This window comes from Pseudomonas sp. 10(2024) (genome assembly GCF_045164175.1).
Taxonomy (GTDB): Bacteria; Pseudomonadota; Gammaproteobacteria; order Pseudomonadales; family Pseudomonadaceae; genus Aquipseudomonas; species Aquipseudomonas alloputida.
On record NZ_CP174006.1, the window covers coordinates 4,924,086 to 4,947,274 of the forward strand.

General features: G+C 62.2%; 25 protein-coding genes. 12 read left to right on the plus strand and 13 right to left on the minus strand.

All coding sequences use genetic code 11. The features are described from left to right. Positions 1–161: 161 nt before the first annotated feature. Positions 162–1,319 (minus strand): ISL3 family transposase, encoded by a 1,158-nt coding sequence (locus tag ACI7M0_RS22310; protein WP_405314605.1) that lies wholly within the window; start codon positions 1,317–1,319, stop codon positions 162–164. Here ACI7M0_RS22310 and ACI7M0_RS22315 point away from each other — a divergent pair. Further along, on the plus strand, positions 1,215–1,526 hold the full coding sequence (locus ACI7M0_RS22315) for a hypothetical protein (protein WP_405314514.1): 312 nt from the start codon (positions 1,215–1,217) through the stop codon (positions 1,524–1,526). The two genes, ACI7M0_RS22310 and ACI7M0_RS22315, sit on opposite strands and share 105 nt — an antisense overlap. Here ACI7M0_RS22315 and ACI7M0_RS22320 read toward each other — a convergent pair. The 3 genes from ACI7M0_RS22320 to ACI7M0_RS22330 all read right to left on the minus strand — a co-directional run bounded on the left by ACI7M0_RS22320 (position 1,521) and on the right by ACI7M0_RS22330 (position 3,665). Next, on the minus strand, positions 1,521–2,426 hold the full coding sequence (locus ACI7M0_RS22320; protein ID WP_020192813.1) for an alpha/beta fold hydrolase: 906 nt from the start codon (positions 2,424–2,426) through the stop codon (positions 1,521–1,523). The two genes, ACI7M0_RS22315 and ACI7M0_RS22320, sit on opposite strands and share 6 nt — an antisense overlap. Positions 2,427–2,602: 176 nt before the next feature. After that, on the minus strand, positions 2,603–3,289 hold the full coding sequence (locus ACI7M0_RS22325) for an LrgB family protein (protein WP_010955287.1): 687 nt from the start codon (positions 3,287–3,289) through the stop codon (positions 2,603–2,605). Continuing rightward, positions 3,279–3,665, minus strand: coding sequence for a CidA/LrgA family protein (locus ACI7M0_RS22330; RefSeq protein WP_020192814.1), 387 nt, complete (start codon positions 3,663–3,665; stop codon positions 3,279–3,281). Before ACI7M0_RS22330 ends, ACI7M0_RS22325 begins: the two co-directional genes overlap by 11 nt. A 97-nt stretch (positions 3,666–3,762) precedes the next feature. Between ACI7M0_RS22330 and ACI7M0_RS22335 the strand changes: the two genes are divergently transcribed. After that, positions 3,763–4,644, plus strand: a complete 882-nt coding sequence (locus ACI7M0_RS22335; RefSeq protein WP_129932561.1) for a LysR family transcriptional regulator — start codon at positions 3,763–3,765, stop codon at positions 4,642–4,644. A gap of 21 nt (positions 4,645–4,665) precedes the next feature. On the opposite strand, the gene ACI7M0_RS22340 is transcribed toward ACI7M0_RS22335, so the two are convergent. After that, complete coding sequence (locus ACI7M0_RS22340) at positions 4,666–5,121, minus strand: flavodoxin (RefSeq protein ID WP_003251656.1); 456 nt, start codon at positions 5,119–5,121, stop codon at positions 4,666–4,668. A gap of 115 nt (positions 5,122–5,236) precedes the next feature. Between ACI7M0_RS22340 and ACI7M0_RS22345 the strand changes: the two genes are divergently transcribed. Together ACI7M0_RS22345 and ACI7M0_RS22350 are read left to right on the plus strand one after the other, a co-directional pair. Then, the gene (locus ACI7M0_RS22345) at positions 5,237–5,665 is read left to right on the plus strand and encodes a PAS sensor domain-containing protein (protein ID WP_014592344.1); all 429 of its coding nucleotides are present in this window, start codon (positions 5,237–5,239) and stop codon (positions 5,663–5,665) included. Between the two features lie 59 nt (positions 5,666–5,724). Further along, positions 5,725–6,342 carry a hypothetical protein gene (locus tag ACI7M0_RS22350; protein WP_064491632.1) on the plus strand — a complete coding sequence of 206 codons (618 nt, stop codon included), beginning with the start codon at positions 5,725–5,727 and terminating at the stop codon, positions 6,340–6,342. Here the strand turns inward: ACI7M0_RS22350 and ACI7M0_RS22355 are convergent. Continuing rightward, positions 6,327–7,262 (minus strand): MerR family transcriptional regulator, encoded by a 936-nt coding sequence (locus tag ACI7M0_RS22355; RefSeq protein WP_041167076.1) that lies wholly within the window; start codon positions 7,260–7,262, stop codon positions 6,327–6,329. The genes ACI7M0_RS22350 and ACI7M0_RS22355 overlap by 16 nt on opposite strands. Positions 7,263–7,481: 219 nt before the next feature. On the opposite strand from ACI7M0_RS22355, the gene ACI7M0_RS22360 reads away from it, so the two are divergent. Genes ACI7M0_RS22360 through ACI7M0_RS22375 form a run of 4 tightly spaced genes read left to right on the plus strand, consistent with a single transcriptional unit; the run spans position 7,482 to position 9,453 of the window. Further along, the gene (locus tag ACI7M0_RS22360; RefSeq protein WP_010955292.1) at positions 7,482–8,042 is read left to right on the plus strand and encodes an antibiotic biosynthesis monooxygenase; all 561 of its coding nucleotides are present in this window, start codon (positions 7,482–7,484) and stop codon (positions 8,040–8,042) included. 33 nt (positions 8,043–8,075) lie between these two features. Then, the gene (gene folM / locus ACI7M0_RS22365; protein ID WP_010955293.1) at positions 8,076–8,813 is read left to right on the plus strand and encodes a dihydromonapterin reductase; all 738 of its coding nucleotides are present in this window, start codon (positions 8,076–8,078) and stop codon (positions 8,811–8,813) included. Between the two features lie 9 nt (positions 8,814–8,822). Continuing rightward, complete coding sequence (locus ACI7M0_RS22370; protein WP_003260708.1) at positions 8,823–9,119, plus strand: DUF1244 domain-containing protein; 297 nt, start codon at positions 8,823–8,825, stop codon at positions 9,117–9,119. Further along, positions 9,112–9,453, plus strand: coding sequence for a HopJ type III effector protein (locus tag ACI7M0_RS22375; protein ID WP_003251646.1), 342 nt, complete (start codon positions 9,112–9,114; stop codon positions 9,451–9,453). Before ACI7M0_RS22370 ends, ACI7M0_RS22375 begins: the two co-directional genes overlap by 8 nt. Positions 9,454–9,497: 44 nt before the next feature. On the opposite strand, the gene ACI7M0_RS22380 is transcribed toward ACI7M0_RS22375, so the two are convergent. After that, positions 9,498–10,406, minus strand: coding sequence for an alpha/beta fold hydrolase (locus tag ACI7M0_RS22380; RefSeq protein WP_064491634.1), 909 nt, complete (start codon positions 10,404–10,406; stop codon positions 9,498–9,500). 144 nt (positions 10,407–10,550) lie between these two features. After that, positions 10,551–11,762: an enoyl-ACP reductase FabV gene (gene fabV / locus ACI7M0_RS22385; RefSeq protein WP_003251642.1), complete on the minus strand. Its 1,212-nt coding sequence runs from the start codon at positions 11,760–11,762 to the stop codon at positions 10,551–10,553. Between the two features lie 301 nt (positions 11,763–12,063). Here fabV and ACI7M0_RS22390 point away from each other — a divergent pair, with 301 nt between their 5' ends. Next, complete coding sequence (locus tag ACI7M0_RS22390; protein WP_129932563.1) at positions 12,064–13,242, plus strand: acetyl-CoA C-acetyltransferase; 1,179 nt, start codon at positions 12,064–12,066, stop codon at positions 13,240–13,242. A gap of 217 nt (positions 13,243–13,459) precedes the next feature. On the opposite strand, the gene ACI7M0_RS22395 is transcribed toward ACI7M0_RS22390, so the two are convergent. Continuing rightward, the gene (locus tag ACI7M0_RS22395; RefSeq protein ID WP_129932564.1) at positions 13,460–14,284 is read right to left on the minus strand and encodes a 5-methyltetrahydropteroyltriglutamate--homocysteine methyltransferase; all 825 of its coding nucleotides are present in this window, start codon (positions 14,282–14,284) and stop codon (positions 13,460–13,462) included. A gap of 228 nt (positions 14,285–14,512) precedes the next feature. Between ACI7M0_RS22395 and ACI7M0_RS22400 the strand changes: the two genes are divergently transcribed. Then, the gene (locus ACI7M0_RS22400; protein WP_129932565.1) at positions 14,513–16,000 is read left to right on the plus strand and encodes a methylenetetrahydrofolate reductase C-terminal domain-containing protein; all 1,488 of its coding nucleotides are present in this window, start codon (positions 14,513–14,515) and stop codon (positions 15,998–16,000) included. On the opposite strand, the gene yjiA is transcribed toward ACI7M0_RS22400, so the two are convergent. From yjiA to ACI7M0_RS22415, 3 genes are all read right to left on the minus strand, one after another. Then, entirely contained in the window at positions 15,960–16,937 is a 978-nt protein-coding gene (gene yjiA, locus ACI7M0_RS22405) for a GTPase (protein ID WP_064491637.1), read from the minus strand. The two genes, ACI7M0_RS22400 and yjiA, sit on opposite strands and share 41 nt — an antisense overlap. Positions 16,938–17,014: 77 nt before the next feature. Further along, positions 17,015–17,212 carry a YbdD/YjiX family protein gene (locus ACI7M0_RS22410; protein WP_003251633.1) on the minus strand — a complete coding sequence of 66 codons (198 nt, stop codon included), beginning with the start codon at positions 17,210–17,212 and terminating at the stop codon, positions 17,015–17,017. A 17-nt stretch (positions 17,213–17,229) separates the two neighbouring features. Beyond that, positions 17,230–19,296: a carbon starvation CstA family protein gene (locus ACI7M0_RS22415; protein ID WP_004577217.1), complete on the minus strand. Its 2,067-nt coding sequence runs from the start codon at positions 19,294–19,296 to the stop codon at positions 17,230–17,232. A 177-nt stretch (positions 19,297–19,473) separates the two neighbouring features. Between ACI7M0_RS22415 and ACI7M0_RS22420 the strand changes: the two genes are divergently transcribed. Then, entirely contained in the window at positions 19,474–19,836 is a 363-nt protein-coding gene (locus ACI7M0_RS22420; RefSeq protein WP_029615590.1) for a PilZ domain-containing protein, read from the plus strand. Between the two features lie 263 nt (positions 19,837–20,099). Further along, a complete protein-coding gene (locus ACI7M0_RS22425) occupies positions 20,100–21,617 on the plus strand; it encodes a nucleobase:cation symporter-2 family protein (protein WP_014592353.1) in 1,518 nt (505 codons plus the stop codon). 35 nt (positions 21,618–21,652) lie between these two features. Here the strand turns inward: ACI7M0_RS22425 and radA are convergent, their stop codons facing one another. Continuing rightward, positions 21,653–23,023 (minus strand): DNA repair protein RadA, encoded by a 1,371-nt coding sequence (gene radA / locus ACI7M0_RS22430; RefSeq protein ID WP_003251626.1) that lies wholly within the window; start codon positions 23,021–23,023, stop codon positions 21,653–21,655. Positions 23,024–23,189: the final 166 nt, after the last annotated feature.

A 23,189-nucleotide genomic window follows, 5' to 3' on the forward strand; every position in this document is an offset into this window, starting at 1 on the left:
CCTGACGGATCAAGCGCTTATTCTTGACTCACTGGCCGGCTTGAAGGGCTCTCCCCCCCCGCCTTTCAAGCCTGCCAGGTTCACCGACGTAGATTTTGAAGCTCCTTGATCTGACGTCTCGATTGGCCGCTGCGGCTTGCAGCGGCCTTTTTTTTGGTTCTTCACGGATTGCCGGGAAAGTCATTCTTGATCTTCATGAAAAAGAATTCGCTGTCCCGGTAACCGTAAGCCATCCGCTTGATCACCTTGATCCGGTTGTTGATGCCTTCCAGCTGGCCCGTATGCATCGGCCATCGCACCCTGCTCAAGATGCCGCGCCAGTATCCCTTCAGGCGTTTAGCAAACTGCTTCAGTGCCGGTATCGCGCTTTCATCAGCCAGACGCAGCCACTGCTTCCAGGCTGATCGCCAACCCCAGGCGGTGGTGGGCGACCACAGCGCTTTTAACTCTGCTTTCATCAGATAAACCGTCATCAGCGATTGGTTAGCCGACAGCAGATCCCTCAGGTGCACCTGTTGATCTTTTCGCTTGAGATTTTCCGGATTACGCAGCAGTAGCCAGCGTGCTTGCTTGATCACCCTGCGCGCGGGTTTGTCATGGCGCAGACGGTTGGCTTCGTCGACCCGTACCCGGTCAATCACCTCGCGCCCATACTTGGCGACTACATGAAACAGGTCGTAGACCACGCGTGCCTGAGGGCAGTGTTGGCGTACCTCCAGGTCAAATGCGGTGTTCATGTCCATCGCCACTGCTTCGATCCGCGCACAGCCTTCTGGCCCCAACTCCTCAAAGAAGGGCCTGACAGCCGCTCTGCTACGTCCTTCGCCAATCCACAGAACCCGGCGGGTATCGGCGTCCAGCACCACGCTGGCGTAGCGATGGCCTTTGAACAGGGCGAACTCGTCCATCACCAGGCGCCTGGGCTGGGCCTTTGGTAGCTTCTCTAGAGCGGCTTGTAGAGCTCGTCGCTCCAGCAAGCGCACACTGTCCCAATGCAAGTCAAACAGCTCAGCGACGTGCAGGGTAGGCAGCCGCTGGCAAGCCTGGATCACGGCCTCGGCCAAGCGCTGGGTCATACGCGAATAGCGATCAAGCCAGCTGACTGACTCCATCCGCTTGCCGCATGCGCGACACCCAACGCGCCGCAGTTCCACATTCAACCGTACCGCATGGCCAAGAATGGGGAGATCACGGATCGAACGCTGGCAGTATTCGTGGATGGCGGTGCTGGGCTGATGGCAGCCGCTGCAGGTGGGGAACCTAGTGGGCTGCGGAATCAGGTCGATCAGCAGATCGTCGCCGTCAGGCCTGATGGCAATGACAGAAAAGCCCTCCCAAAAGGGCAGAAACGTATTAATATCGTGCACAAGAACGCCGGTTTGTTGATGTGTTTGCTCGCACGAACATCATCCATCAAACCGGCGTTCTTGTTTCTGTCTTTCCCGGGATTCCGTGAAGAACCTTTTTTTTGGCGTTTGAACATGCACCCTGGCTGCCAGGTGGCCGACGCTGAAGCCTCGTCATGACCACGCCACTTTCGGCGGGTAGAAGCTCAGCGGCTGCTCACGAAAGGCCAGGTAGTGGCGCAGCACCTGCACCGGCGCCTCAGTATGCGGGTAATGGCCAATGCCCAGTAACTGCACGGTGTCCGGCTCCGGCACCAGTTGCCGGTAGCGCTCAAGCATGTGCGCGCCGGAAAGCGGGTCGACCACGCCATTGATCAAGCGCAGCGGCACGCCTTTACGTTGCATCGCCCCGACCCAGCGTTCGCGGTGCAACCTGCGCTCCGGCATGTAGCCCACCAGCTTGTGCAGGATGCGCGTGCCCCGGTTGGCAGCGATCAGGCTCCAGAAATCATCCAGCGCGCTTTCACTGGGATGGGTGCAGGGGCCGTACACCTGCATCACATTACGCACCAGGTCGTCACGCCCGAACGAGCGCCCGACCAGCCAGCCAAAGCGGCTGAGCAGCAGCTTCTGGATCAGTAGCATGCGGCAGCTTTCGGGGAACAGCCCGCTGTTGAGAAACACGCAACTGGCGATGTCGGCACGCTGCTCATGGTGTCGCGCCAGCAGTTCTTGAGCCACGCTGCCGCCGTAGTCGTGGGCCAGCAGGTGCACGGGCTGCGCGACCTGCAGATGGGCAAGCAATGCCTGCTGCAGGTCTGCCTGCTCCATCAGGCTGTAAGTGTGATCGACGGGCTTGTCCGAATCACCAAAGCCGAGCATGTCGCAAGCGATCACCCGGAAACGTTGGCTCAGAGGGCCCCACAGGTAGTGCCAGTCCCAACTGGCGGTGGGGAAACCGTGTAACAGAAGCAGAGGCTCTCCTTGCCCTGCGGTCCAGTAGCGGATGCTCTGGCCCCGGAACATGAAACTCTGTGCCCGGGTACGCCAGACGCACAATGGAATCTCGGCCATAGGCATCAGATGGGTCCCGGTGTAGTGGTATTGGCGGAATAGGGCAAGGCTGCGGTCATTGCATGTCACCTCGGCACTTACATGTGCTCTCTATGTCGAGGCAAAGTCTAGCCAGCAGCCCATTGGCTGGAACTTGCGTTGCCAGCCAGCTTGATGACTGAGCGAGTCAGTGGCACGAACGGTCAGAGCAGCAATGCCAACAACGGCGCCGCGAACAGGTTGAGCAGCCCGGTCAGGACCATCACCAGGCCGGCCACCGAGCCTTCCTCACGGCCCACTTCCTGCGCCCGGCTGACCCCGGCACCATGCGCGCCAACACCGAACAGCGCCCCCCGTGCCAACGGCGTACGCAGCGGCAGCCAACGCAACAGCACACCGCCGAACATGGCACCGAGCACGCCGGTGAACATCACGAACACCGCGGTCAGTTCTGGCACCCCACCCAGGTCATGGGCCAGGGGCATGGCAAATGGCGTGGTGATCGAGCGCGGCACCAGCGACAGGCTGGTTGCGCTGTCCAGCGCCAACAGGTGCGCCAGCCCCCAGGAGCTGGCGATCGAGGCACTGCTGCCGGCGACCATGCCCACCATCAGGGCCGGCCAATGACGCGCCAGCATGGCCCGCTGCTGCCAGATCGGCACCGCGAAGGCGACAGTCACCGGGCCGAGCACGCCCATCAACCAGTGGGTGTTGCGCGCATACTCGGCATAGGCCGTATGCAGCGGCACGGCCACAGCCAGCAGCAACACCGGCACCAGGATCAACGGCGACAGCAGGTAGCGCTGGCTACGCCGATACAACCAACGGCTGCCCAGGTAAGCCAGCAAGGTCAAGGCCAACCAGAACAACGGCATGGGTTCAAGGCTCACGACGCAGCCTCCAGCGGCACACCATTTCAACGGTCATGGCGGTCACTATCATCACCATCAGCGTGCTCACGGCGATCACCAGCAAGATGCGCCAGCCCTCTTCACGGATCAATGCGCCATAGTCGAGCAGGCTCATCAGCGCCGGGATGAAGAACAACAGCATCTCAGCCATCAGCCAGCCGGCCCCCAATTGCAGCATGGCCGGTTTGAGCACACCCGAAGCGAACAGTATCAACAGCAGTGCCAGGCCCATCACACCACCGGGGATCGGCCAGCCCAGCCAACTGGCAATCTGGCCACCGAGCAGGAACAGGGCACAGAGAACCGCCAGCTCGACGAGCAGGCGCAGGGCTTTTTTCAATAATGCAGGTTTCATGGCGGGGTTCCTCGACAGGCCCTCATTTTAAGATTTGGCTGCCTAGGCCAGAAGCGAATTGTTAGACTGCCTGCCATTCCAGAATGGAATCGAAGCAATGGAATTCAAACAACTGCGCAGCTTTATCGAAGTGGTCCACCGCGGCGGTTTTACCCAGGCGGCACAGACCCTGCACATCAGCCAGTCGGCCGTGAGCAAGCAGGTGGCCCAGCTTGAGCAAGATGTGGGCCAGCCGCTGCTGGAGCGCCAGGCGTCGCACCTGCACTTGACCGCTGCCGGGCGCATCGTGCTGGAGCGTGGCGAAGCCCTGCTGCGCCAGCGCCAGGCGCTGCTCAACGAGCTGGACGATCTCAGCCAGATGGAGCGTGGCGAACTACGCCTGGGCTTGCCGATGCTTGGCAGCGACACGCTGTTCGCCGGCTTGTTCGCCGAGTACCGGCGGCGCCATCCGAACATCGCCATCCAGCTGCTCGAAGGCGGCAGCCGCAGCGTCGAACAGGCCGTCAGAAGTGGCGAACTGGAACTGGGCGGCTGTTTGACGCCTACCGACGAGGCATTCGACTACCAGCCCTTCTGCAACGAACCGCTGGATGCCTTGCTGCCGGCTGGCCATGCTCTGGCGGGCCGGGACGCCGTGGGCCTGGGGCAACTGGCCGATACACCGTTCCTGCTGTACCAGCGCAGTTTCGTGCTCAACGACCGGCTGCTGAAGGCGTGCCAGCAGCAGGGCTTCACCCCCAAGGAAGGCGGGCGCAGCGGCCAGGCGGATTTTTTGGCGGCGCTGGTGGCGGCGGGCCAGGGCGTGGTGATGCTGCCCCGGGTGGTGGCAAAAGTGCTGGAGCGCCCCGGGGTGGTGCGTGTGCCGTTGCATGCGCAGGAGGATTTGCGTTGGGATATCGCGTTTATCTGGCGGCGCGGCGCCTACCTGTCACGAGCGGCGCAGGCGTGGTTGGCCTTGTTGCGCGAGCCCCACGGCTAACACGCCTGCACAGGTGCCGGGTCAGGCGTTCAGTGCGCTCGCCAACTCAGCCAGCCAAGGCTCGGCATCCGCTTCCGGGGTCACCGTCTCGCTCGCATCCAGGCGCAGCATTGGCTGCACTTCGCGCACGCCCAGTTCGGCGAACAGCTCACGCATCTGCTCGCCACCCCCGCAATAGGTATCGCCGTAGCTGGAGTCGCCCAGCGCGATCACCGCGCCAGGCAGGCCGCGCCAGGCCGCAGGCAGTGTGTCACGAAGGGTGCTGTACAGCGGCATGAGGTTGTCCGGCAACTCACCCATGCCGGTGGTAGAGGTCACGGCCAGCAAGGCGTCGGGGGCAAAGCCCTGAAGATCCTGAAGGGTGGCACGCGCAGCATGCCAGGCCTCGAACCCCGCCGCCTTGAGCAGCGATTCAGCATGACGGGCGACTTCTTCGGCGGTGCCATAGACCGAGCCGGAAATAATGGCGACTTTCATCGGGTAGAGGATTCCGAAACTGAGTGAAAACGTAGGATACTAGCATTCAACGCTGGCAAAAGGCCGCCGTTACCCACGTCGCCATCTTCCGTTTTTCTTTACCAATGGCCCGGACATGATCAACGCGCAATTGCTGCAATCGATGGTCGATGCGTCCAATGACGGCATCGTGGTTGCCGAAAAGGAAGGCGACGACACCATCCTGATCTACGTGAACGCCGCTTTCGAATGCCTCACTGGCTACAGCCGTGACGAGATTCTCTACCAGGATTGCCGGTTCCTGCAGGGTGACGACCGTGACCAGCTTGGCCGCGCACGCATCCGCAAGGCCATGGCCGAGGGCCGCCCATGTCGCGAAGTGCTGCGCAACTATCGCAAGGATGGCAGCGCCTTCTGGAACGAGCTGTCGATCACGCCGGTGAAGAGCGACTTCGACCAGCGCACCTACTTCATCGGCATCCAGAAAGACGTCAGCCGCCAGGTCGAACTGGAACGGGAGCTGGCAGAACTGCGCGCTCGTCCGAAACCCGACGAACGCGCCTGAACCAAGTCCGCCACGCACGGTCAATTCCGTTGAAGAAATCGCCACCACCGAGTTCGATCATGCAAGCAGACGCGCTCCTGACCCAGGACGAGCTGGATTTCATACAGAACATGCAGCATTCGCCGCAACTTAACCTGGCTGACACCATGTCGAGCCTGCTGGTCAATGGCGACCGCCGCATACAAAGCTTGCTCACCCGGTTGGTGGCTAACGAGCAGGTGACCTTGCAGGCCCAGTTCAACAACCAGCAGATCAGTTTTCCCCTGCAGCTGGTAGAGGACGAGTTCCACGCCCTGCACCTGCAGCTGGGATCACCGGAAATCTACGAAGACGGCCCCATGCTGCGCCCATGGCGCTTGTCGCTGGACCAGCCGAGCGCACTGCTCGATGCCCATGACGAGGCAAGTGGCCTGTGGGTGCGCGAGATTTCCTTCAAAGGCGTGCTGCTGGAAGTCCGTGATTTGCCAACAGCCCCCGCCCGCTTCGAGCTGCGCTTCGCCCCCGGCGGCATCACCCCGATCGAACTGCATGGTGTGTTGGGCCGGCGCATCGGCACGGACCTGGCTGCCTACGACCTCGGCCAAAGCCCAGCCGAAGAAATCGAACGCCTGCGCGACTACATCCTCCAGGCCCACCGCCACGCCCACCCCGAACTGCACACTCAAGTATCGAGCTGACGGGCCAGAAACTGCCGCAAGCGCTGACGCATCACACTGCCCTGCGCGCCCAGGCAGGCTACAGGGCTGCCAGCCAGGCTGTCCTGTACCGCTTCCGCTGCTTCACCAGCCAGTAACAACGGGCATTCCAGCATCGACGCCAGGCGCTTGAAGTGCCGGGCGAGTTCTGCTGTGGGCGACTGATGGGAAAACAGCACCAGGGCGTCCGGCTTCAGCCGTTCGCAGACCAGCGCAAGCTCCTGCAGCGGCTGCCCGTTCGCCAGCGGGATCACGCGTGTTTCGTCGCTGCCCAGGATCAGGCTGGTTACCAGCAACTCAAGCTCATGGCACTGCCCCGGCAATGGCGCCAATAGCACGGTGCGGCTACACGGCACACGGGCCAGCTGCAAGCGGGCGAAAACCCGACCGCGCAGGAACTGGTCATAGAACAGCCATTCGCTGGCCTGCCCATAGCCGCCTTGCCGAACGACCATGTCATGCCAAACCGGCATGAACACATCGGCGAAAACCTGGTCCAGGGTGCTGGCCGCGAACACCTCGTCATAGAGGCGATTCAGGCTCGCCACATCGAAGTGTTGTACCGCCAGGCGAATCTGGTTTTGCCAGCGCAGGCAGGCGTCCACCGCGCCGCCAGCCTGCCCGGAGAGCGCATTGTCGCGAGCGAGAATGCTGCCCACCTTGCTGACCGCCACGCCGCGCTCCAGCCACCCGAGGATACGGCGGATTTCATCGATATCCGCCAGGGAATACAGGCGGTGACCACTGTCGGTACGGATGGGCTGGATTAGCCCATAACGGCGTTCCCAGGCGCGAAGGGTCACGGCGTTGACACCGGTCAAGCGTGACACTTCACGAATCGGAAACAGCTCCTGCTGCTCGAAACTCGCATCGATCACCGGTTTACGTCCCTGCTCGTTCATCTGCACGAAGTACCCTGAGTGCGTAAAAACTGTGCACATAGCTTACTACGACTGTGTCGGTCTGTTGGACCCACCGTTTGCCAGCTGATAGTTGCCGAGGAACGCAACTTCGCGATAATGCGTGCCCGATTCTTGCATGCACGACTGCGTCGCCCACCACCCCGGGCCACACAGCCAAAGGGCCAGCTACCCGCCAGCCCCGTTGCCAGGAGATACACAATGTCTACCCCACCCGTCACCCTCATGGTGTCGCGCCGCGCCGCCCATGGCCGCTACCAGGACCTGCTGGCCTGGCTGCACGAAGGCGAACAGCTGGCCACCGACTTCCCTGGCTACCTCGGCTCGGGCATCCTTGCCCCGCCCCGGGATGGCGACGAATTTCAGATCATCTTCCGCTTCAGCGACGAGCCGACGCTGCATGCCTGGGAGCACTCCGCCTCTCGCCGCGCATGGTTACAACGCGGCAACGGTCTGTTCGAACGCCCCAAAGAGGCGCGCGTTAGCGGTATCGACGACTGGTTCGGCACCAACACGGTGCAGAAACCGCCACGCTGGAAGCAGGCCGTGGCCATCTGGCTGGCGTTTTTCCCAGTTTCGCTGGCCTTCAACCTGCTGTTCGGCCATTGGTTGACGGCACTCGACCTCGTGCCCCGGGTACTGCTCAGCACCCTGGCCCTGACGCCGGTGATGGTGTACCTGTTCATCCCGCTGTCCACCCGCCTGCTGGCCAGTTGGCTGCATGCCTCCCCGGCCACTGCCGGCGCCTTGCGCAGCCGCTGAGGCCAGGCCATACAACAGGGAAACAGTTCGGGTATGCTGGGTGGCAACCAAAGGACAGACAAGTTGACCACCCCGAACATGAACAGCCCCATTCTCGTTACCGGAGCCAGCCAGCGCGTCGGGCTGGCCCTGGCCCTCGAACTGGCACAGGCCGGCCATACGGTGGTCAGTGCCAGCCGCAGCATCCAGCCGCAGGCAGCCCACCCCAACATCGTGCAGTTTCAGGCCGACCTGTGCCAGGCGGGCGACCGCCAGGCGCTGATCGATCACCTGCACGATCGTTATGACGGACTGCGCGCCATCATCCACAACGCCTCGCTATGGCTCGACGACGGCCTCGACAACCTCGAGACCATGTTCCGCCTGCACGTCGAAGCGCCCTACCACCTCAACCTGGCCCTGGGCGACCTACTGGCCAAGGTGGAAAAGGCCGACATCATCCACATCTGCGACGAAACCTCCTCGCGCGGCAGTAAAAGCCACATCGGCTACGCCGCCACCAAGGCCGCGCTGCAGAACATGGTGCTGTCATTCGCCGAAAAATATGCGCCCAAGGTGCGTGTGAACGGTATCCTGCCTGGGCTGCTGATCCTCAAGGAAGGGGGTGACGACGCCTACCGCCAGCAAACCCTGAAAAAGGCCCTGCTGGAGTTCGAACCCGGCGCCGGCCCGCTGATCGAGACCGTCAAGTACCTGCTCGCCAGCCAGTACAGCACCGGCAGCCAGGTGGTCATCAACGGTGGCCGCCACCTGAAGAACCGCATGACTTGAGAGAAGACCATGACCCCACAGCAACAGCTCGAGCTCGAGGCCGCCGCGTTCCGGCGCCTGGTCGAACACCTGCAAAAGCGCACCGATGTACAGAACATCGACCTGATGAACCTGTCCGGTTTCTGCCGCAACTGCCTGTCCAAGTGGTACAAGGCCGCCGCTGACGAGCGTCAGCTGGACCTGAGCCTGGATGATGCCCGCGAAGCGGTGTACGGCATGCCCTACGCCGAGTGGAAAGCCCAATACCAGAAAGAAGCCAGCGCCGATCAACAAGCGGCGTTCGAAAAAGGAAAACCTCGTGACTGACCTGAATACCCTGCGCGCAAGCCTGGCCAGCGGCCAACATGTATTTGCCGATACCTTGGCGTTCATTGCCGACAACTACAGCTACCAGCCGCAGGCCTTCAATAACGGCGGTGTGGAGAATGCGGCAGGGCAGAACGAAGGTTCGTGCAAAACCCTGGGCCTGGCCTTGCTTGAAGGGCTGAGCGACCAGGAAGCACTGCTGGCCTTCGGCGAGCACTACCGTGATGTGGTGGCCACGCCTGAGGGCAGCGACCATGGCAACATCCGTGCACTGATCAAACACGGTCTGGCGGGTGTGAAGTTTGCTGCGCAGCCGCTTGCGCGCAAGGCTTGAGATTGCCGGGGCCGCTTTGCGGCCCCACGATCCCGCGCCCACCCTCAATCCATGATGGTGCCAGGCCCTCCGCCTTCCAGCCTCCCCTGCCGCAACCACTGCAAGGCCACCGGCCACAGGCTTTCGCGAAACCGGTCATGGAAAAACGCGAAATGGCCAATTTCCTCGGCCGAGATATCCACAGGTGCAATGCGCAGGTGCTTTCGCTCGGCACCTTGTAGATAACCCAACAAACGCTCGGTCGCCGCCACGGTCCCGAAAGGGTCGTCCGTCAGACTGATGGCCAGCGTCGTCGCACGCACCTGGGCGAACGGTAGCGCCGCCAACGCCCGCCCGCTGGGGCGGTGCTCATAACGTGGGGTACGCGTGGTCCAGTCGTGCACCACGCCGGATGGCGTGTCTTCCAGCCAACCCAGGCGCTTGCCGGGAAAATAGCCGAATACCCGGGTCAGCAGCGGCATGACCACATGCCACTTGCCGAACAGCTGCCAGCGCTGGTTGGCCGCGTAGTCGCGCCAGTACGCGAACTGCGCGCCAACCATCACGACCCGACGGATCAGGCCAGCCGACGGTGCCAGGCCTACTGCACAACCGCCGAAACTGTGCCCCACCACGTCCACCGGCTGACCTGGAAAATGCGCTGCCGCATGCGCCAGCATGGCTTCGAAATCCAGCCGGCCCCAGTCGCTCCAGGAGGCCTGGAAACCACGCAGCGACGCCGGCCGGGATTCGCCGATGCCACGGTAGTCGTAGGTCAGCACATCGCAGCCGTGGGCGAACAGGTAGTCGGCAAAGCGGGCGTAATAGCGGCAGCGTACCGAAGTGGCAGCGTTGATGATCACCAGCGGGCGCTGGGGGTCAGGTTGGGCGTGGCGCCAGCAGAAGCCGCCGAGGCGGTAGCCGTCGGCCGCGGGGTGGCGAAACGGGGTAGCAGGTTGGGTGAGGCTACTCATGGCGCATTCCCTGTCGTTGTGCGCCAAAACTAGCAAATATTTTGTAGCCTGTACCGGCCTCTTCGCGGGTGAACCCGCTCCTACAGGGGTGGAGACCTGTAGGAGCGGGTTCACCCGCGAAGAGGCCGGTACAGGCTTACCCGATTACAGCTCGACGCAGTCGAACTTCACATCGGTGGCCACGTCTTCGTCGTAGTTGACGTCAGCGCGCTCGAAACCGAACAGGTTGAGGAACTGCTTCTTGTAACCGGCATAGTCGGTCAGCTCGAACAGGTTCTCGGTGGTCACCTGTGGCCACAGGGCCTTGCAGGCGTTCTGCACGTCGTCACGCAGTTCCCAGTCGTCCAGGCGCAGGCGCCCCTTCTCGTCGACCTCTGCCGGCGCACCGTCGGTACGGTACATACGGTCGCGGTACATGCGGTCGAGCTGGTCCTGGGTGCCTTCGTGAACACCTTTCTCCTGCATGATCTTGAAGACCATCGACAGGTACAGTGGCATCACCGGGATGGCCGAGCTGGCCTGGGTAACCACCGACTTGAGCACCGCCACATTGGCGCCGCCTTTCACTTCACCGGCCAGCTTCTGGTTCAGACGCAGGGCGGTTTCGTCCAGGTCCTGCTTGGCCTGGCCCAGTGCACCGTGCCAGTAGATCGGCCAGGTGATATCGCTGCCGATATAGCTGAAGGCCACGGTGCGAGCGCCTTCGGCCAGTACATTGGCGCCAGCCAGCGCATCGATCCACAGCTGCCAGTCCTGGCCACCCATGACGGTGACGGTGTCGGCAATTTCCTGCTCGGTGGCCGGCTCGATGCTGGCCTCGATGATGGTGTCCTTGTTGGTGTCGATGGCGGTCGACTTGTATGGCTGGCCGATCGGCTTGAGTGCCGAGCGAATGACTTCACCGGTCTGCGGCAGCTTGCGCACGGGCGAAGCCAGCGAGTAGATGACCAGGTCGACCTTGCCACCCATTTCGTTCTTGATCAGCTCGATGACCTTGGCGCGGGCTTCGTCGGAGAAAGCGTCACCGTTGATCGACTTGCTGTACAGGCCCTCGGCCTTGGCGAACTTGTCGAAGGCGGCAGCGTTGTACCAGCCAGCAGTGCCGGCCTTGGTCTCGGTGCCTGGTTTTTCGAAGAACACGCCCAGGGTGTCGGCCTTGAAGCCGAAGGCCGCCGTGATGCGGGCAGCCAGGCCGTAGCCGCTGGAAGCACCGATGACCAGGACCTTCTTCGGGCCATCCTCGCGTACGCCCAGCTTGCGGGTGGCTTCGATCTGGTCACGGACGTTGAGCTCGCAGCCCTTCGGGTGAGTCGTGGTGCAGATGAAACCGCGAACCTTAGGATGAATGATGGCCAATGTCTGTACCTCGTCAGGTTTATGCCAGGAAAGCGCCGCTTGGGGCGATTCCGATTGATCAGAGGGTGAGACTACCCCCGCAGGTTATCCGACACATATTACGGGGTGATCAGAGGGATGCAAAACCAGAGTTCGTCTGTGCAGGAGGGTCATGGCTGCAGGAAATCCAGATTGGCTGGTTAGAACCTTCGCCAGCCATTGATTTGCTTTTCACATCAATCAGAAAGAAAAACAAACTTAACAAATAAGCCAAACCCGCCGATGCTGGCGGCACTACGCCCATTGCACGGAGAACAACAACATGAACGACGTGGTGATCGTCGCCGCAACCCGTACCGCCATCGGCAGCTTCCAGGGCGCCTTGGCCACTGTACCTGCAGTTGACCTCGGCGCCGCCGTGATCAAGCAACTGCTGAAACAAACCGGGCTGGACCCGGCGCAGGTCGACGAAGTCATCCTCGGCCAAGTGCTCACTGCCGGTGCCGGACAGAACCCGGCACGCCAGGCAGCGATCAAGGCTGGCCTGCCCTTCAGCGTACCGGCCCTGACCTTGAACAAGGTCTGCGGCTCGGGCCTCAAGGCCCTGCACCTGGCCGCCCAGGCGATCCGCTGTGGCGATGCCGAGGTGGTGATTGCCGGTGGCCAGGAGAACATGAGCCTTGCCCCCTACGTCATGCCCTCGGCCCGCACCGGCCAGCGCATGGGCCATGGCCAACTGATCGACAGCATGATCACGGACGGCCTGTGGGATGCCTTCAATGACTACCACATGGGCATCACTGCCGAAAACCTGGTGGATAAGTACGGCCTCAGCCGTGAGCAGCAGGATGCCTTTGCTGCCGAATCGCAGCGCAAGGCAGTGGCAGCGATCGAGGCTGGCCGTTTCGACGCTGAAATCACCCCCATCATGCTGCCGCAGAAAAAGGGCGAGCCCAAGGTTTTTGCCCGTGACGAGCAACCACGCCCGGACACCACCGCCGAGTCCCTGGCCAAACTGCGCCCGGCCTTCAAGAAGGACGGCAGCGTCACCGCAGGCAATGCCTCCAGCCTGAACGACGGCGCCGCCGCCGTGCTTTTGATGAGCGCAGCGAAGGCCGAGGCTTTGGGCTTGCAGGTACTGGCGAAGATCGCCGCCTACGCCAGTGCCGGGGTAGACCCCGCGATCATGGGTATTGGTCCGGTTTCGGCGACCCAGCGTTGCCTGGACAAGGCCGGTTGGCAACTGGCCGAACTGGACCTGATCGAAGCCAACGAAGCCTTTGCCGCCCAGGCGCTGGCCGTGGGCAATGCGCTGGCATGGGATGCCGCGCGGGTTAACGTCAATGGAGGGGCGATTGCCCTGGGCCACCCGATTGGTGCTTCCGGGTGCAGGGTGCTGGTGACCCTGCTGCACGAGATGATCAAACGGGATGCCAAGAAAGGCCTGGCGACCTTGTGTATTGGTGGTGGGCAAGGGGTGGCGCTGGCCATCGAGCGCTGATTGATTCAAGCAGGCCCGGCCTCTTCGCGGGTGAACCCGCGAAAGGGCCGGGCCTGCTGACCAATTTCCACCAGCCTTTCACCGTTGCAGCTGCCACCGTATTCGCGGGTAAACCCGCTCCTACCACTGATCGGTGGCGGACACACATCGGTGATCGCGCGCAGGCCGTCGTAGGAGCGGGTTCACCCGCGAAGAGGCCGGCACAGGCAGCATCTGATCAAGCCGCGGCTCGGGCCTGCTCCAGCGAAGCGGCCAGCACCGCCACTTCCTGGCACTTCTGCACGGCCAGTTCCACTGGACTCTCCAGCAACGAACAGGCCGGCGCCAACCACAGCCGCTCACCCAGGCGTTCATGGGCTTCGTGCAGCAGCCCCAAGGTCTTGCCCAGATCGCAGGGCGAGGCGTTGCGACCGTCGACCAGGCCCAGCGACAGTACCTTGTAGGCCGGCAGGCGATCGAGAATGGTCTGGTACTGCTCGGGCGCCTGAACCAGATCGACGTGCAGGCCATCGACCGGCAGGTTGGCGGCCAAGCCGAGGTTGCCCTCCAGGCCGCCGAAGTACGTGGCGATCAGCTTCTTCAACGGTGCGCGTTGAAGGATGTTGTAGACACGTTCATAGGCGTTTTTCCAGTCCTGGGGCAGCGCCTGAGCGAGGATGGGTTCATCGATCTGCACCCATTCAACGCCCAGCGCGGCCAGGCGGTTGAGGAGCTGGTCATACACGGGCAGCAGGCGGTCAAGCAGCTCCAGCTTGTCGAAGTCACCGCCCAGGGTCTGGCCCTGCCACAGATAGGTCAAGGGGCCAATCACTACCGGCTTGACTGCATGACCCAGAGCCTTGGCGTGCTCCACTTCTTCGAACAGTGGTTCCCAGTTCAGAACGAACGGCTGATCGCCTGCGCTAAGCACGTGGCTGTCCCAGGCGAAGTCGCCGACCGGCAGCAGCTCGATGCCAGCGTCTTTCTGCACCTGCCAGTGGCGGGCACGCAGCTCGCGGTCACGGCCGATGTGTGGAAAGCCCAGGTTATGTGCCAGTGCCATGTCTTGTCCCTTCAGCATGCTTGAATGAATGAGGGGGATTCTCCGTCTGGCGGGGTATTGAGACAAACTCATTAAATTTGAGATGAACCCAAGAAATCTTCATGATCATGCTGTCATGGTCTTCGCGCCCCATGTCTCATTCAGATCACCACCTTGCGCATCCGGACATGACCCGGCTCGCCTTCTGCCGCACAATGCCACCCTGACCACACCAGGTGCCCGGCCAATATGAGCCTGCTGAAAACCGCCCTGCGCGAACAGAACTTCGTCTGCGTAATGGAGTTCGTCCCCAAGCCTTCCGCAGAACGCTTTGCCGCCATGGAAGCGATCCTGGCCCGTGCGCACCTATGCGGCTGGCCCATGACCGTGGCCATCGGTGATCGTGTCGGCAGCCCGCTGGACATGTCACCGCTGGACGCCCTCGCCTCGTTCAGCAACCCGGTGCCTGCCCTGCCGCATTTTTCAGGCAAGGATCGCGAACGCCACCACCTGCTCGCCCAACTGCAGCGTATGGACGCCGCCGGCCTCGACCAGCTGTTACTGCTGACTGGCGACCGCCTGCCCGGCCATGAACCTGGCCAGCGCCCGGTGCGTTATCTGGAATCGGTCGCCGCCCTGCAGGTTGCTCGCCAGGCCTGCCCGCACTGGCTGCTGGGTGCGGCGCTGAACCCGTTCAAGTACCACGAGGAAGAAGGCGGCGCCCAGTACTTCAAGGCCGAGAAAAAGCTGGCAGCGGGGGCTGACTTCCTCACCTTGCAACTGGGCTTCGATGCCGCCAAGCATCAGGAAGCCATACACTGGATGCGCCGCCAGGCCACTCCCAAGCCCATGCTGGCCTGCCTCATGAGCCTCACCCACGGGCGCGCGGCGATGCTCGACCACGTGGCCGGCGTGACTGTCACGCCATCCATGCGCGACATGCTCGAAGCGGAGACGGCGCAGTCCAAGGCCTTTGCCCAGGCGCGCAGTGTTGACCGCCTGGCCTTGCAGATTATCGGTACAAAGCTGATGGGGTACGCCGGTGTGCACCTGTCAGGGGTTCACACGCTCGAACAGCTGCTGGCCCTGGAGGCCCGTATCGAGTACTGGCAAACCCAGGTTCAGTCCCTGGAGCAATGGGCACCGGCCTGGCACGCCAGCTGGCAGATGCCTGGCCTGCCGGCGGTGACCTTCCATCCGCCACAGGCTAGCTGGCGCCTGGACGAGTCACGGGTCGATGCCTCATTCAAGGAAAAAGCCCGCTATCACCTGATGCATGGCATGCACGCACTGCTGTTCAGCCGCCGCAACAGCCTGAGCAAGGCCTTCGGCTGGGCGGTGCGCCAGCCTCTGTGGGGTACACGCGTCGGCGCACACGTGCTGCACACGCTGGAGCGCAGTGTGAAGCGCCCGCTGGTGGGTTGCGACACCTGCGGCCGTTGCCGCCTGGAAGACACCTTGTATATCTGCCCGGAAACCTGCCCTAAAGGCCTGGCCAATGGCCCTTGCGGCGGAACCGCCCTGAACCGCTGCGAGTTCGGCGACCGCGAGTGCATCCACAGCGTCAAGTACCGCACCGCCAAAGCCGTGCGGCAAACCGCTGTGCTGACCGAGCGCCTGATCCCGTGCATCGAGGTCGAAACCCGCCACCGCAGCTCATGGCCGCAGTGGTTCGCAGGGCAGGCACCGCAGCGGCTCAGCCCGCAGCCATTGCCTCGAAGCCAGCCCGAATCGTAGCCTCCGGCAGTTCATCGGCAATGAACACCATCACGCTTTCGCGCGCTTCGCCTGCAGCCCACTCGGCGTCCCAGTCGAAGCCATAAAGCTTGAGCACGCCCTGAAACACCAGCTTGCGCTCCTCGCCGGCAATGTTCAGCACGCCCTTGTAGCGCAGCAGCTGTTTGCCGTGGGTTTCCAGCAGCTCGTTCATGAAGCTGCTGAGGCGGTCGATATCCAGCGGGGCTTCGGTACGCAGCACCATCGTGGAAATGCGGTCCGGGGTGGCAGGCTTGAGCACCGGTCGCAACATCGGTTTCAGGTTCACCCCAAGGTCAGGGTTGAGGTTGAAACCTCGCACATCCAGTAACTCAGCCAGGTCGATGCAGCCGTGTTCGACCACACGGATCGCAGCCCTGCTATTGATGCGGGCCAGGCGTTCGCGGAGGGCTTCAACAGCAGCCGGCTCGACCAGGTCGGTCTTGCTCAGCAGCAGACGATCGGCAAAGCCGACCTGAGCCTGAGCGATGGTCTGGGTCAGGTGCAGTTCGGCATGCGCGGCATCGACAAGGGTGATGATGCCGTCGAGGATGTAGCGCTCACGCAGCTCCTCGTCGATGAAGAACGTTTGCGCTACCGGCGCCGGGTCGGCCAGGCCGGTGCATTCGATCACCAGGCGATCGAAGGCGATTTCCCCGGCATCCAGGCGTTCAAGCAGCAGGTACAGCGCGCGAGTCAGGTCGCCATGGATGCTGCAGCATACACACCCGTTGGCCAAGGTCATGACCTGCACCGGCTGGTCCCCCAGCAGTTGGCTGTCGATGCCGGCCTCGCTGAATTCGTTTTCGATCACGGCGAGCTTCAGGCCATGCTCGGCCTTGAGCATGTGCTTGAGCAAGGTGGTCTTGCCGGCACCGAGGAAGCCTGTGAGGACGGTTACGGGAATGGGCGTCTGCACGCAAAATACTCCTGAATCTGAAAATGACTGTGGGAGCCGGTTACCCAGGCTCCCACAGGTTTACACGTACCGCAGGCTCAACAGCACTTGGGCCCGGACTTGCCACCGTAACGTGCTTCCTGACGTTCGCGGAAGAACGCCTCGTAGCTCATCACCGGCTTGTCCGGATGCGTTTTCTGCATGTGTTCGACATAGTTGTCGTAGTCGGGCATGCCGACCATCAGGCGGGCTGCCTGCCCCAGGTATTTGCCCAGTCGACCCAAGTCGTTGAACATGATTGCAGTCCTCTCGATTACGCGTCAGGCAACGCCTGGAACGGGGTTTCCTTGTCGCTGCGTTCTTTGCGGCCCAAGGCGGCGTAGCCGACCTTGATGGCGAAGAACAGGATGCTGAAGACCACCAGCAGGAACAAGATCGTCAGGCCCGCGTTGGTGTAGGCGTTGAAGATCACGTGCTGCATCTGCCCGATGTCCTTGGCCGGGGCCAGTACCTGGCCGGCGTCCAGCGCAGTGCTGTACTTCTTGGCCAAGGCCAGGAAGCCGACAGCCGGGTTGGGGTCGAACAGCTTGATCAGGCCTGCAGCCGTGGTGCAGATCAGCAGCCATACGGCCGGCAGCAGGGTGACCCAGATGTAGCGCTGACGCTTCATCTTGATCAGCACCACAGTACCGAGCATCAAGGCGATACCGGCCAGCATCTGGTTGGAGATACCAAACAGCGGCCACAGGGTGTTGATGCCACCCAGTGGGTCGATGACGCCCTGGTACAGCAGATAGCCCCAGAGTGCCACGCAGCCAGCGGTGGCGAGCAGGTTGGCCCCCCACGATTCGGTGCGTTTGAGTGCAGGCACGAAGCTGCCCAGCAGGTCCTGCAGCATGAAGCGCCCGGCACGGGTACCAGCGTCTACCGCCGTGAGAATGAACAGCGCCTCGAACAGGATCGCGAAGTGGTACCAGAAGGCCATGGTGTTTTCACCTGGCAACACCTGGTGCAGGATCTGCGCGATACCGACCGCCAGGGTTGGCGCACCGCCGGCACGGGCCAGGATGGTGTGCTCGCCGATGTCACGGGCAACGGCTTCGAGCTGCTCGGGTGTAATCAGGAAGCCCCAACTGCTGACGGTCTGCGCCACCGACGCGACATCGGTACCGACCACTGCAGCCGGGCTGTTCATGGCGAAGTACACGCCCGGCTCGATCACCGAGGCCGCTACCATGGCCATGATGGCAACGAACGATTCCATCAGCATGCCGCCGTAGCCGATATAGCGGGCGTTGGTTTCGTTATCCAGCAGCTTGGGGGTGGTCCCCGAGGAAATCAGCGCGTGGAAGCCGGACACCGCACCACAGGCAATGGTGATGAACAGGAACGGGAACAGGGTACCCTTCCACACCGGGCCGGTGCCGTCGGTGAACTGGGTCAGCGCCGGCATTTTCAGCTCGGGAGCGATGATCAGGATACCGATGGCCAGGCCAAGGATCGTGCCGATCTTGAGGAAGGTCGACAGGTAGTCACGCGGTGCCAGCACCAGCCACACTGGCAGCACGGCGGCTACAAAACCGTAGCCCACCAGCATCCAGGTAATCTGCACGCCGGTGAACGTGAACGCCGGGCCCCACACCGGGTCCGCAGCGATCACGCCGCCCAGCCAGATCGAGGCCAGCAGCAGTACCACACCAACGACCGAGATTTCGCCAATACGGCCCGGACGGATGTAGCGCATGTAGATGCCCATGAACATCGCGATCGGGATGGTCGCCATCACCGTGAACATGCCCCATGGGCTTTCGGCCAGGGCCTTGACCACGATCAACGCCAGCACCGCGAGGATGATGATCATGATCAGGAAACAGCCGAACAGGGCGATGGTGCCCGGGATTCTGCCCATTTCCTCGCGCACCATGTCACCCAGCGAGCGCCCGTTGCGGCGGGTAGACAGGAACAGGACCATGAAGTCCTGCACCGCACCGGCCAGCACCACGCCGGCGATCAGCCAGAGCGTGCCGGGCAGGTAGCCCATTTGCGCGGCGAGTACCGGCCCGACCAAGGGGCCTGCGCCGGCGATGGCAGCGAAGTGGTGACCGAAAAGAATGTGTTTGTTGGTCGGGACGTAGTCCAGGCCGTCGTTGTTGAGCACCGCCGGGGTGGCACGGCGCGGGTCGAGTTGCATCACCTTGGTGGCGATGAACAGGCTGTAGTAACGATAGGCGACCAGGTAGATGGCCACTGCCGCGACCACGATCCACAAGGCGTTGATCGCCTCGCCGCGACGCAGGGCAACCACACCCAGTGCGCAGGCGCCTATGACTGCCAGCGCCAGCCACGGAATATGGCGTAGCAGGCTATTATTGTTGTTCATGGTTAGCTTCCAGCTGGTGGATTGGAAAGACCGCCCACCGAGTCTAGGGCCAGTCAAGCGGCATTGCCACACTTGCTTCGTTCTAGAGCCTCTGCGGCCAGATTGCAGTACCTGATGCACATGCAACTCTAACTATAGTCAGGATGACACCTGATGACCTATTCGAGGATCCATGCCATGAGCGATCATGACGAACGCCGCCGCTTTCAACGCATCGACTTCGATGCCCCCACCGAGCTGCGCCAGGGGCTGAAACGCTGGCCTGCAAAACTGCTGGACCTTTCACTCAAAGGCTTGCTGATCGAACGCCCGGCAGACTGGGATGCCGACCTGACTCAGGACTTCGACGCCATCATCGACCTGGACAACGAGGTCCGTGTGCAGATGCAAGTCGAACTGCGCCACGAAGAGCCGGACCGCCTGGGCTTCATCTGCCTGTACATCGACGTCGATTCGATGACCCATTTGCACCGTCTTGTGGAATTGAACGTGGCTGACAGCACCGAAATGATGCGTGAGCTGCGCGAACTCATCGAATAATGAAATCTCTTAGCTAGCTAATAGCCCTCCCACCTGGTGTTTCTTGTCTACCCAGACAGCTTTAAGCCTGGGTAGCGATGCTTTGTACACACCCTTCTAATACAGCTTCTGCCAAGTTGGTACGCCTTCTGCATTGGGTTTTAGCACACCCTGCAGCCAGACCTGTTCGCGCTCCGATCAAAATATTGTATACAATTCTTGTGGCAATCATTTGTAGGAAGTGTCTACAGTAGCGGCACAACAATAAACAGAGAGCCTGCTCCATGACTACGTCCCCTAGCACGTCTCCCGCCAAGCGACCCGAGGATGAAAACCTCGGCCTTGGTGCCAACCTGGCCTATGGTCTGCAGCATGTGCTGACCATGTATGGTGGGATCGTCGCAGTACCCCTGATCCTGGGGCAGGCCGCGGGCCTGAATGGTGCCGAAATCGGCATGCTGATCGCCGCCTCGCTGTTCGCCGGTGGCCTTGCTACCCTGCTGCAGACCCTTGGCCTGCCGTTCTTCGGTTGCCAGTTGCCACTGGTGCAAGGCGTGTCGTTCGCCGGTGTGGCGACCATGGGTGCGATCCTGAGCAGCGAGGGGGGCGGTGGCCTGCCTGGGGTGCTCGGCGCGGTCATGGCTGCGTCGCTGATCGGCTTTCTGATCACACCGGTGTTCTCGCGCATCACCAAGTTCTTCCCGCCGCTGGTGACCGGCATCGTCATCACCACCATCGGTCTGACCCTGATGCCGGTTGCCGCACGCTGGGTAATGGGTGGCAACAGCGCCTCGCCGGAGTTCGGCAGCATGGCCAACATCGGCCTGGCCGGGCTGACCTTCGCCATCGTGCTGCTGCTGAGCAAGCTTGGCAGCGCCACCATCTCACGCCTGTCGATCCTGCTGGCCATGGTGGTCGGCACGCTGATCGCCTGGGCATTGGGCATGACCGATTTCAGCAAGGTCAGCGAAGGCCCGATGTTCGCCTTCCCCACGCCTTTCCACTTTGGCATGCCGGAGTTTCACATCGCCGCGATCCTGTCGATGTGTATCGTGATCATGGTCACCCTGGTGGAAACGTCGGCCGATATCCTCGCCGTGGGTGAGATCATCGACACCAAGGTGGACTCCAAGCGCCTGGGCAATGGCCTGCGCGCCGACATGGCATCGAGCATCCTGGCGCCGATTTTCGGTTCGTTCACCCAAAGCGCGTTCGCCCAGAACGTCGGCCTGGTGGCCGTGACCGGGGTCAAGAGCCGCTACGTGGTGGCTACCGGCGGCGTGATTCTGGTGGTACTCGGCCTGCTGCCGGTCATGGGCCGGGTGATTGCCGCCGTGCCTACCCCGGTACTGGGCGGCGCCGGTATCGTGCTGTTCGGCACCGTGGCGGCCAGCGGTATCCGCACCCTGTCCAAGGTCAGCTACAAGAACAACGTCAACCTGATCATCGTCGCGGCCTCGCTGGGCTTCGGCATGATCCCGATTGCCGCGCCGACCTTCTACCACCACTTCCCGAACTGGTTCGAGACCATCTTCCACTCCGGCATCAGCTCGGCGGCGATCATGGCCATCCTGCTGAACCTGATCTTCAACCATTTCACCACCGGCAACTCGGAAAACCAGTCAGTGTTCGCTGCTGCCTACGAGCGCACCATCCAGTATTCGGACATTTCCGCGCTGCGTGATGGGGACTACTTCAAGGATGGCAAGCTGTTCGATGCCGAGGGTAACGAAGTGCCGATGCTGGAACTGGACGAGCACGGCAATGAAACGGTCAGGCGCACGGCCGTTGCCGAGCACTGACGGGTTGCAGGAGCGAGCTTGCTCGCTCCTGCACGCTATTCGAACAATGCATCCAGCGCCTGTTCCAGCCGTGTAACGGCAATCACCTGCAACCCCGCAGGCGCTTCTTTCGGTGCATTGCCCTTGGGTACGATGGCACGCTTGAAGCCGTGCTTGGCCGCTTCCTTCAGGCGCTCCTGGCCACTGGGCACCGGCCGTACCTCGCCCGACAAGCCGATCTCGCCAAACACCAGCAAACCATGGGCCAGTGGCCGGTTACGCAAGCTGGACATCACCGCCGCCAGCAGCGCCAGGTCCGAAGCCGTTTCCAGCACCTTCACCCCGCCGACCACGTTGAGAAACACATCCTGGTCATGGGTCGGGATACCGCCATGGCGGTGGAGTACCGCCAACAACATGGCCAGACGGTTCTGGTCCAGGCCCAAGGTTACCCGCCGCGGGTTGGCCAGATGGCTATCGTCGACCAGCGCCTGCACCTCGACCAGCATTGGCCGGGTCCCCTCCCAGGTTGCCATAACCACGCTACCCGGCACCTCTTCCTGAGTACGGTTGAGGAAGATCGCCGACGGGTTGGATACCTCCTTGAGGCCACGATCGGTCATGCCGAACACGCCCAGCTCGTTGACCGCGCCAAAACGGTTCTTGACCGCCCGCAGCAAGCGCAGGCGGCCATCGGACTCACCTTCGAAATACAGCACCGTGTCGACCATGTGCTCCAGCACCCTTGGGCCAGCCAGCGAGCCTTCCTTGGTCACGTGGCCGACCAGGAAGATTGCCGTACCGCTTTGCTTGGCATAACGCACCAGCAACGCTGTGCTTTCGCGCACCTGGGCCACGCCGCCCGGGGCCGATTGCAACTGCTCGGTGAAAATGGTCTGGATCGAGTCGATCACCATTACCCGCGGCTTCTCGACCCGCGCCGTGGCAATGATCGTCTCGATGCAGGTTTCGGTCATCACCTTGAGCTGGTCCTGGGGTAGGCCCAGCCGCCGCGAGCGCATGGCCACCTGCTGCTGCGACTCCTCCCCCGTGACATACAGGGCCGGCATGCCCACGGCAATGTTGCACAAGGTCTGTAGCAAAATGGTCGACTTGCCGATGCCGGGGTCACCGCCAATCAGCACCACCGAGCCATCCACCAGACCGCCACCCAGCACGCGGTCCAGTTCGGTGCTGCTGGTCGTGAAACGCGGGATTTCCTCGACACTGACTTCGGCCAGGGTCTTGATCTGCGCTTGCTGCCCTGTCCAGCCAGCGCGGCCGCTACTGGGTGCAGCAGCGCCGCCGCTTTCGATCATGGTTTCGACCAGGGTGTTCCAGGCCCCGCATTCGCCGCACTGGCCGGCCCATTTGGGGAAGGTCGCGCCGCATTCGGTGCAGCCATACAAGCGCTTGGCCTTGGCCATGGGTGAGGTCTCCTGGAAAAATTCGCCATGATAGCTGAGCAGGACGTGTCTCGAACGCCTCGGGATGCGACAAAACTATTCGTTCTAACTGCAGTCAGTAGCCCTGAACACAACGCATGAAGCGTTTAAGTGGCTTACACTGCCTTAACCTTACCTTTTGTTACAA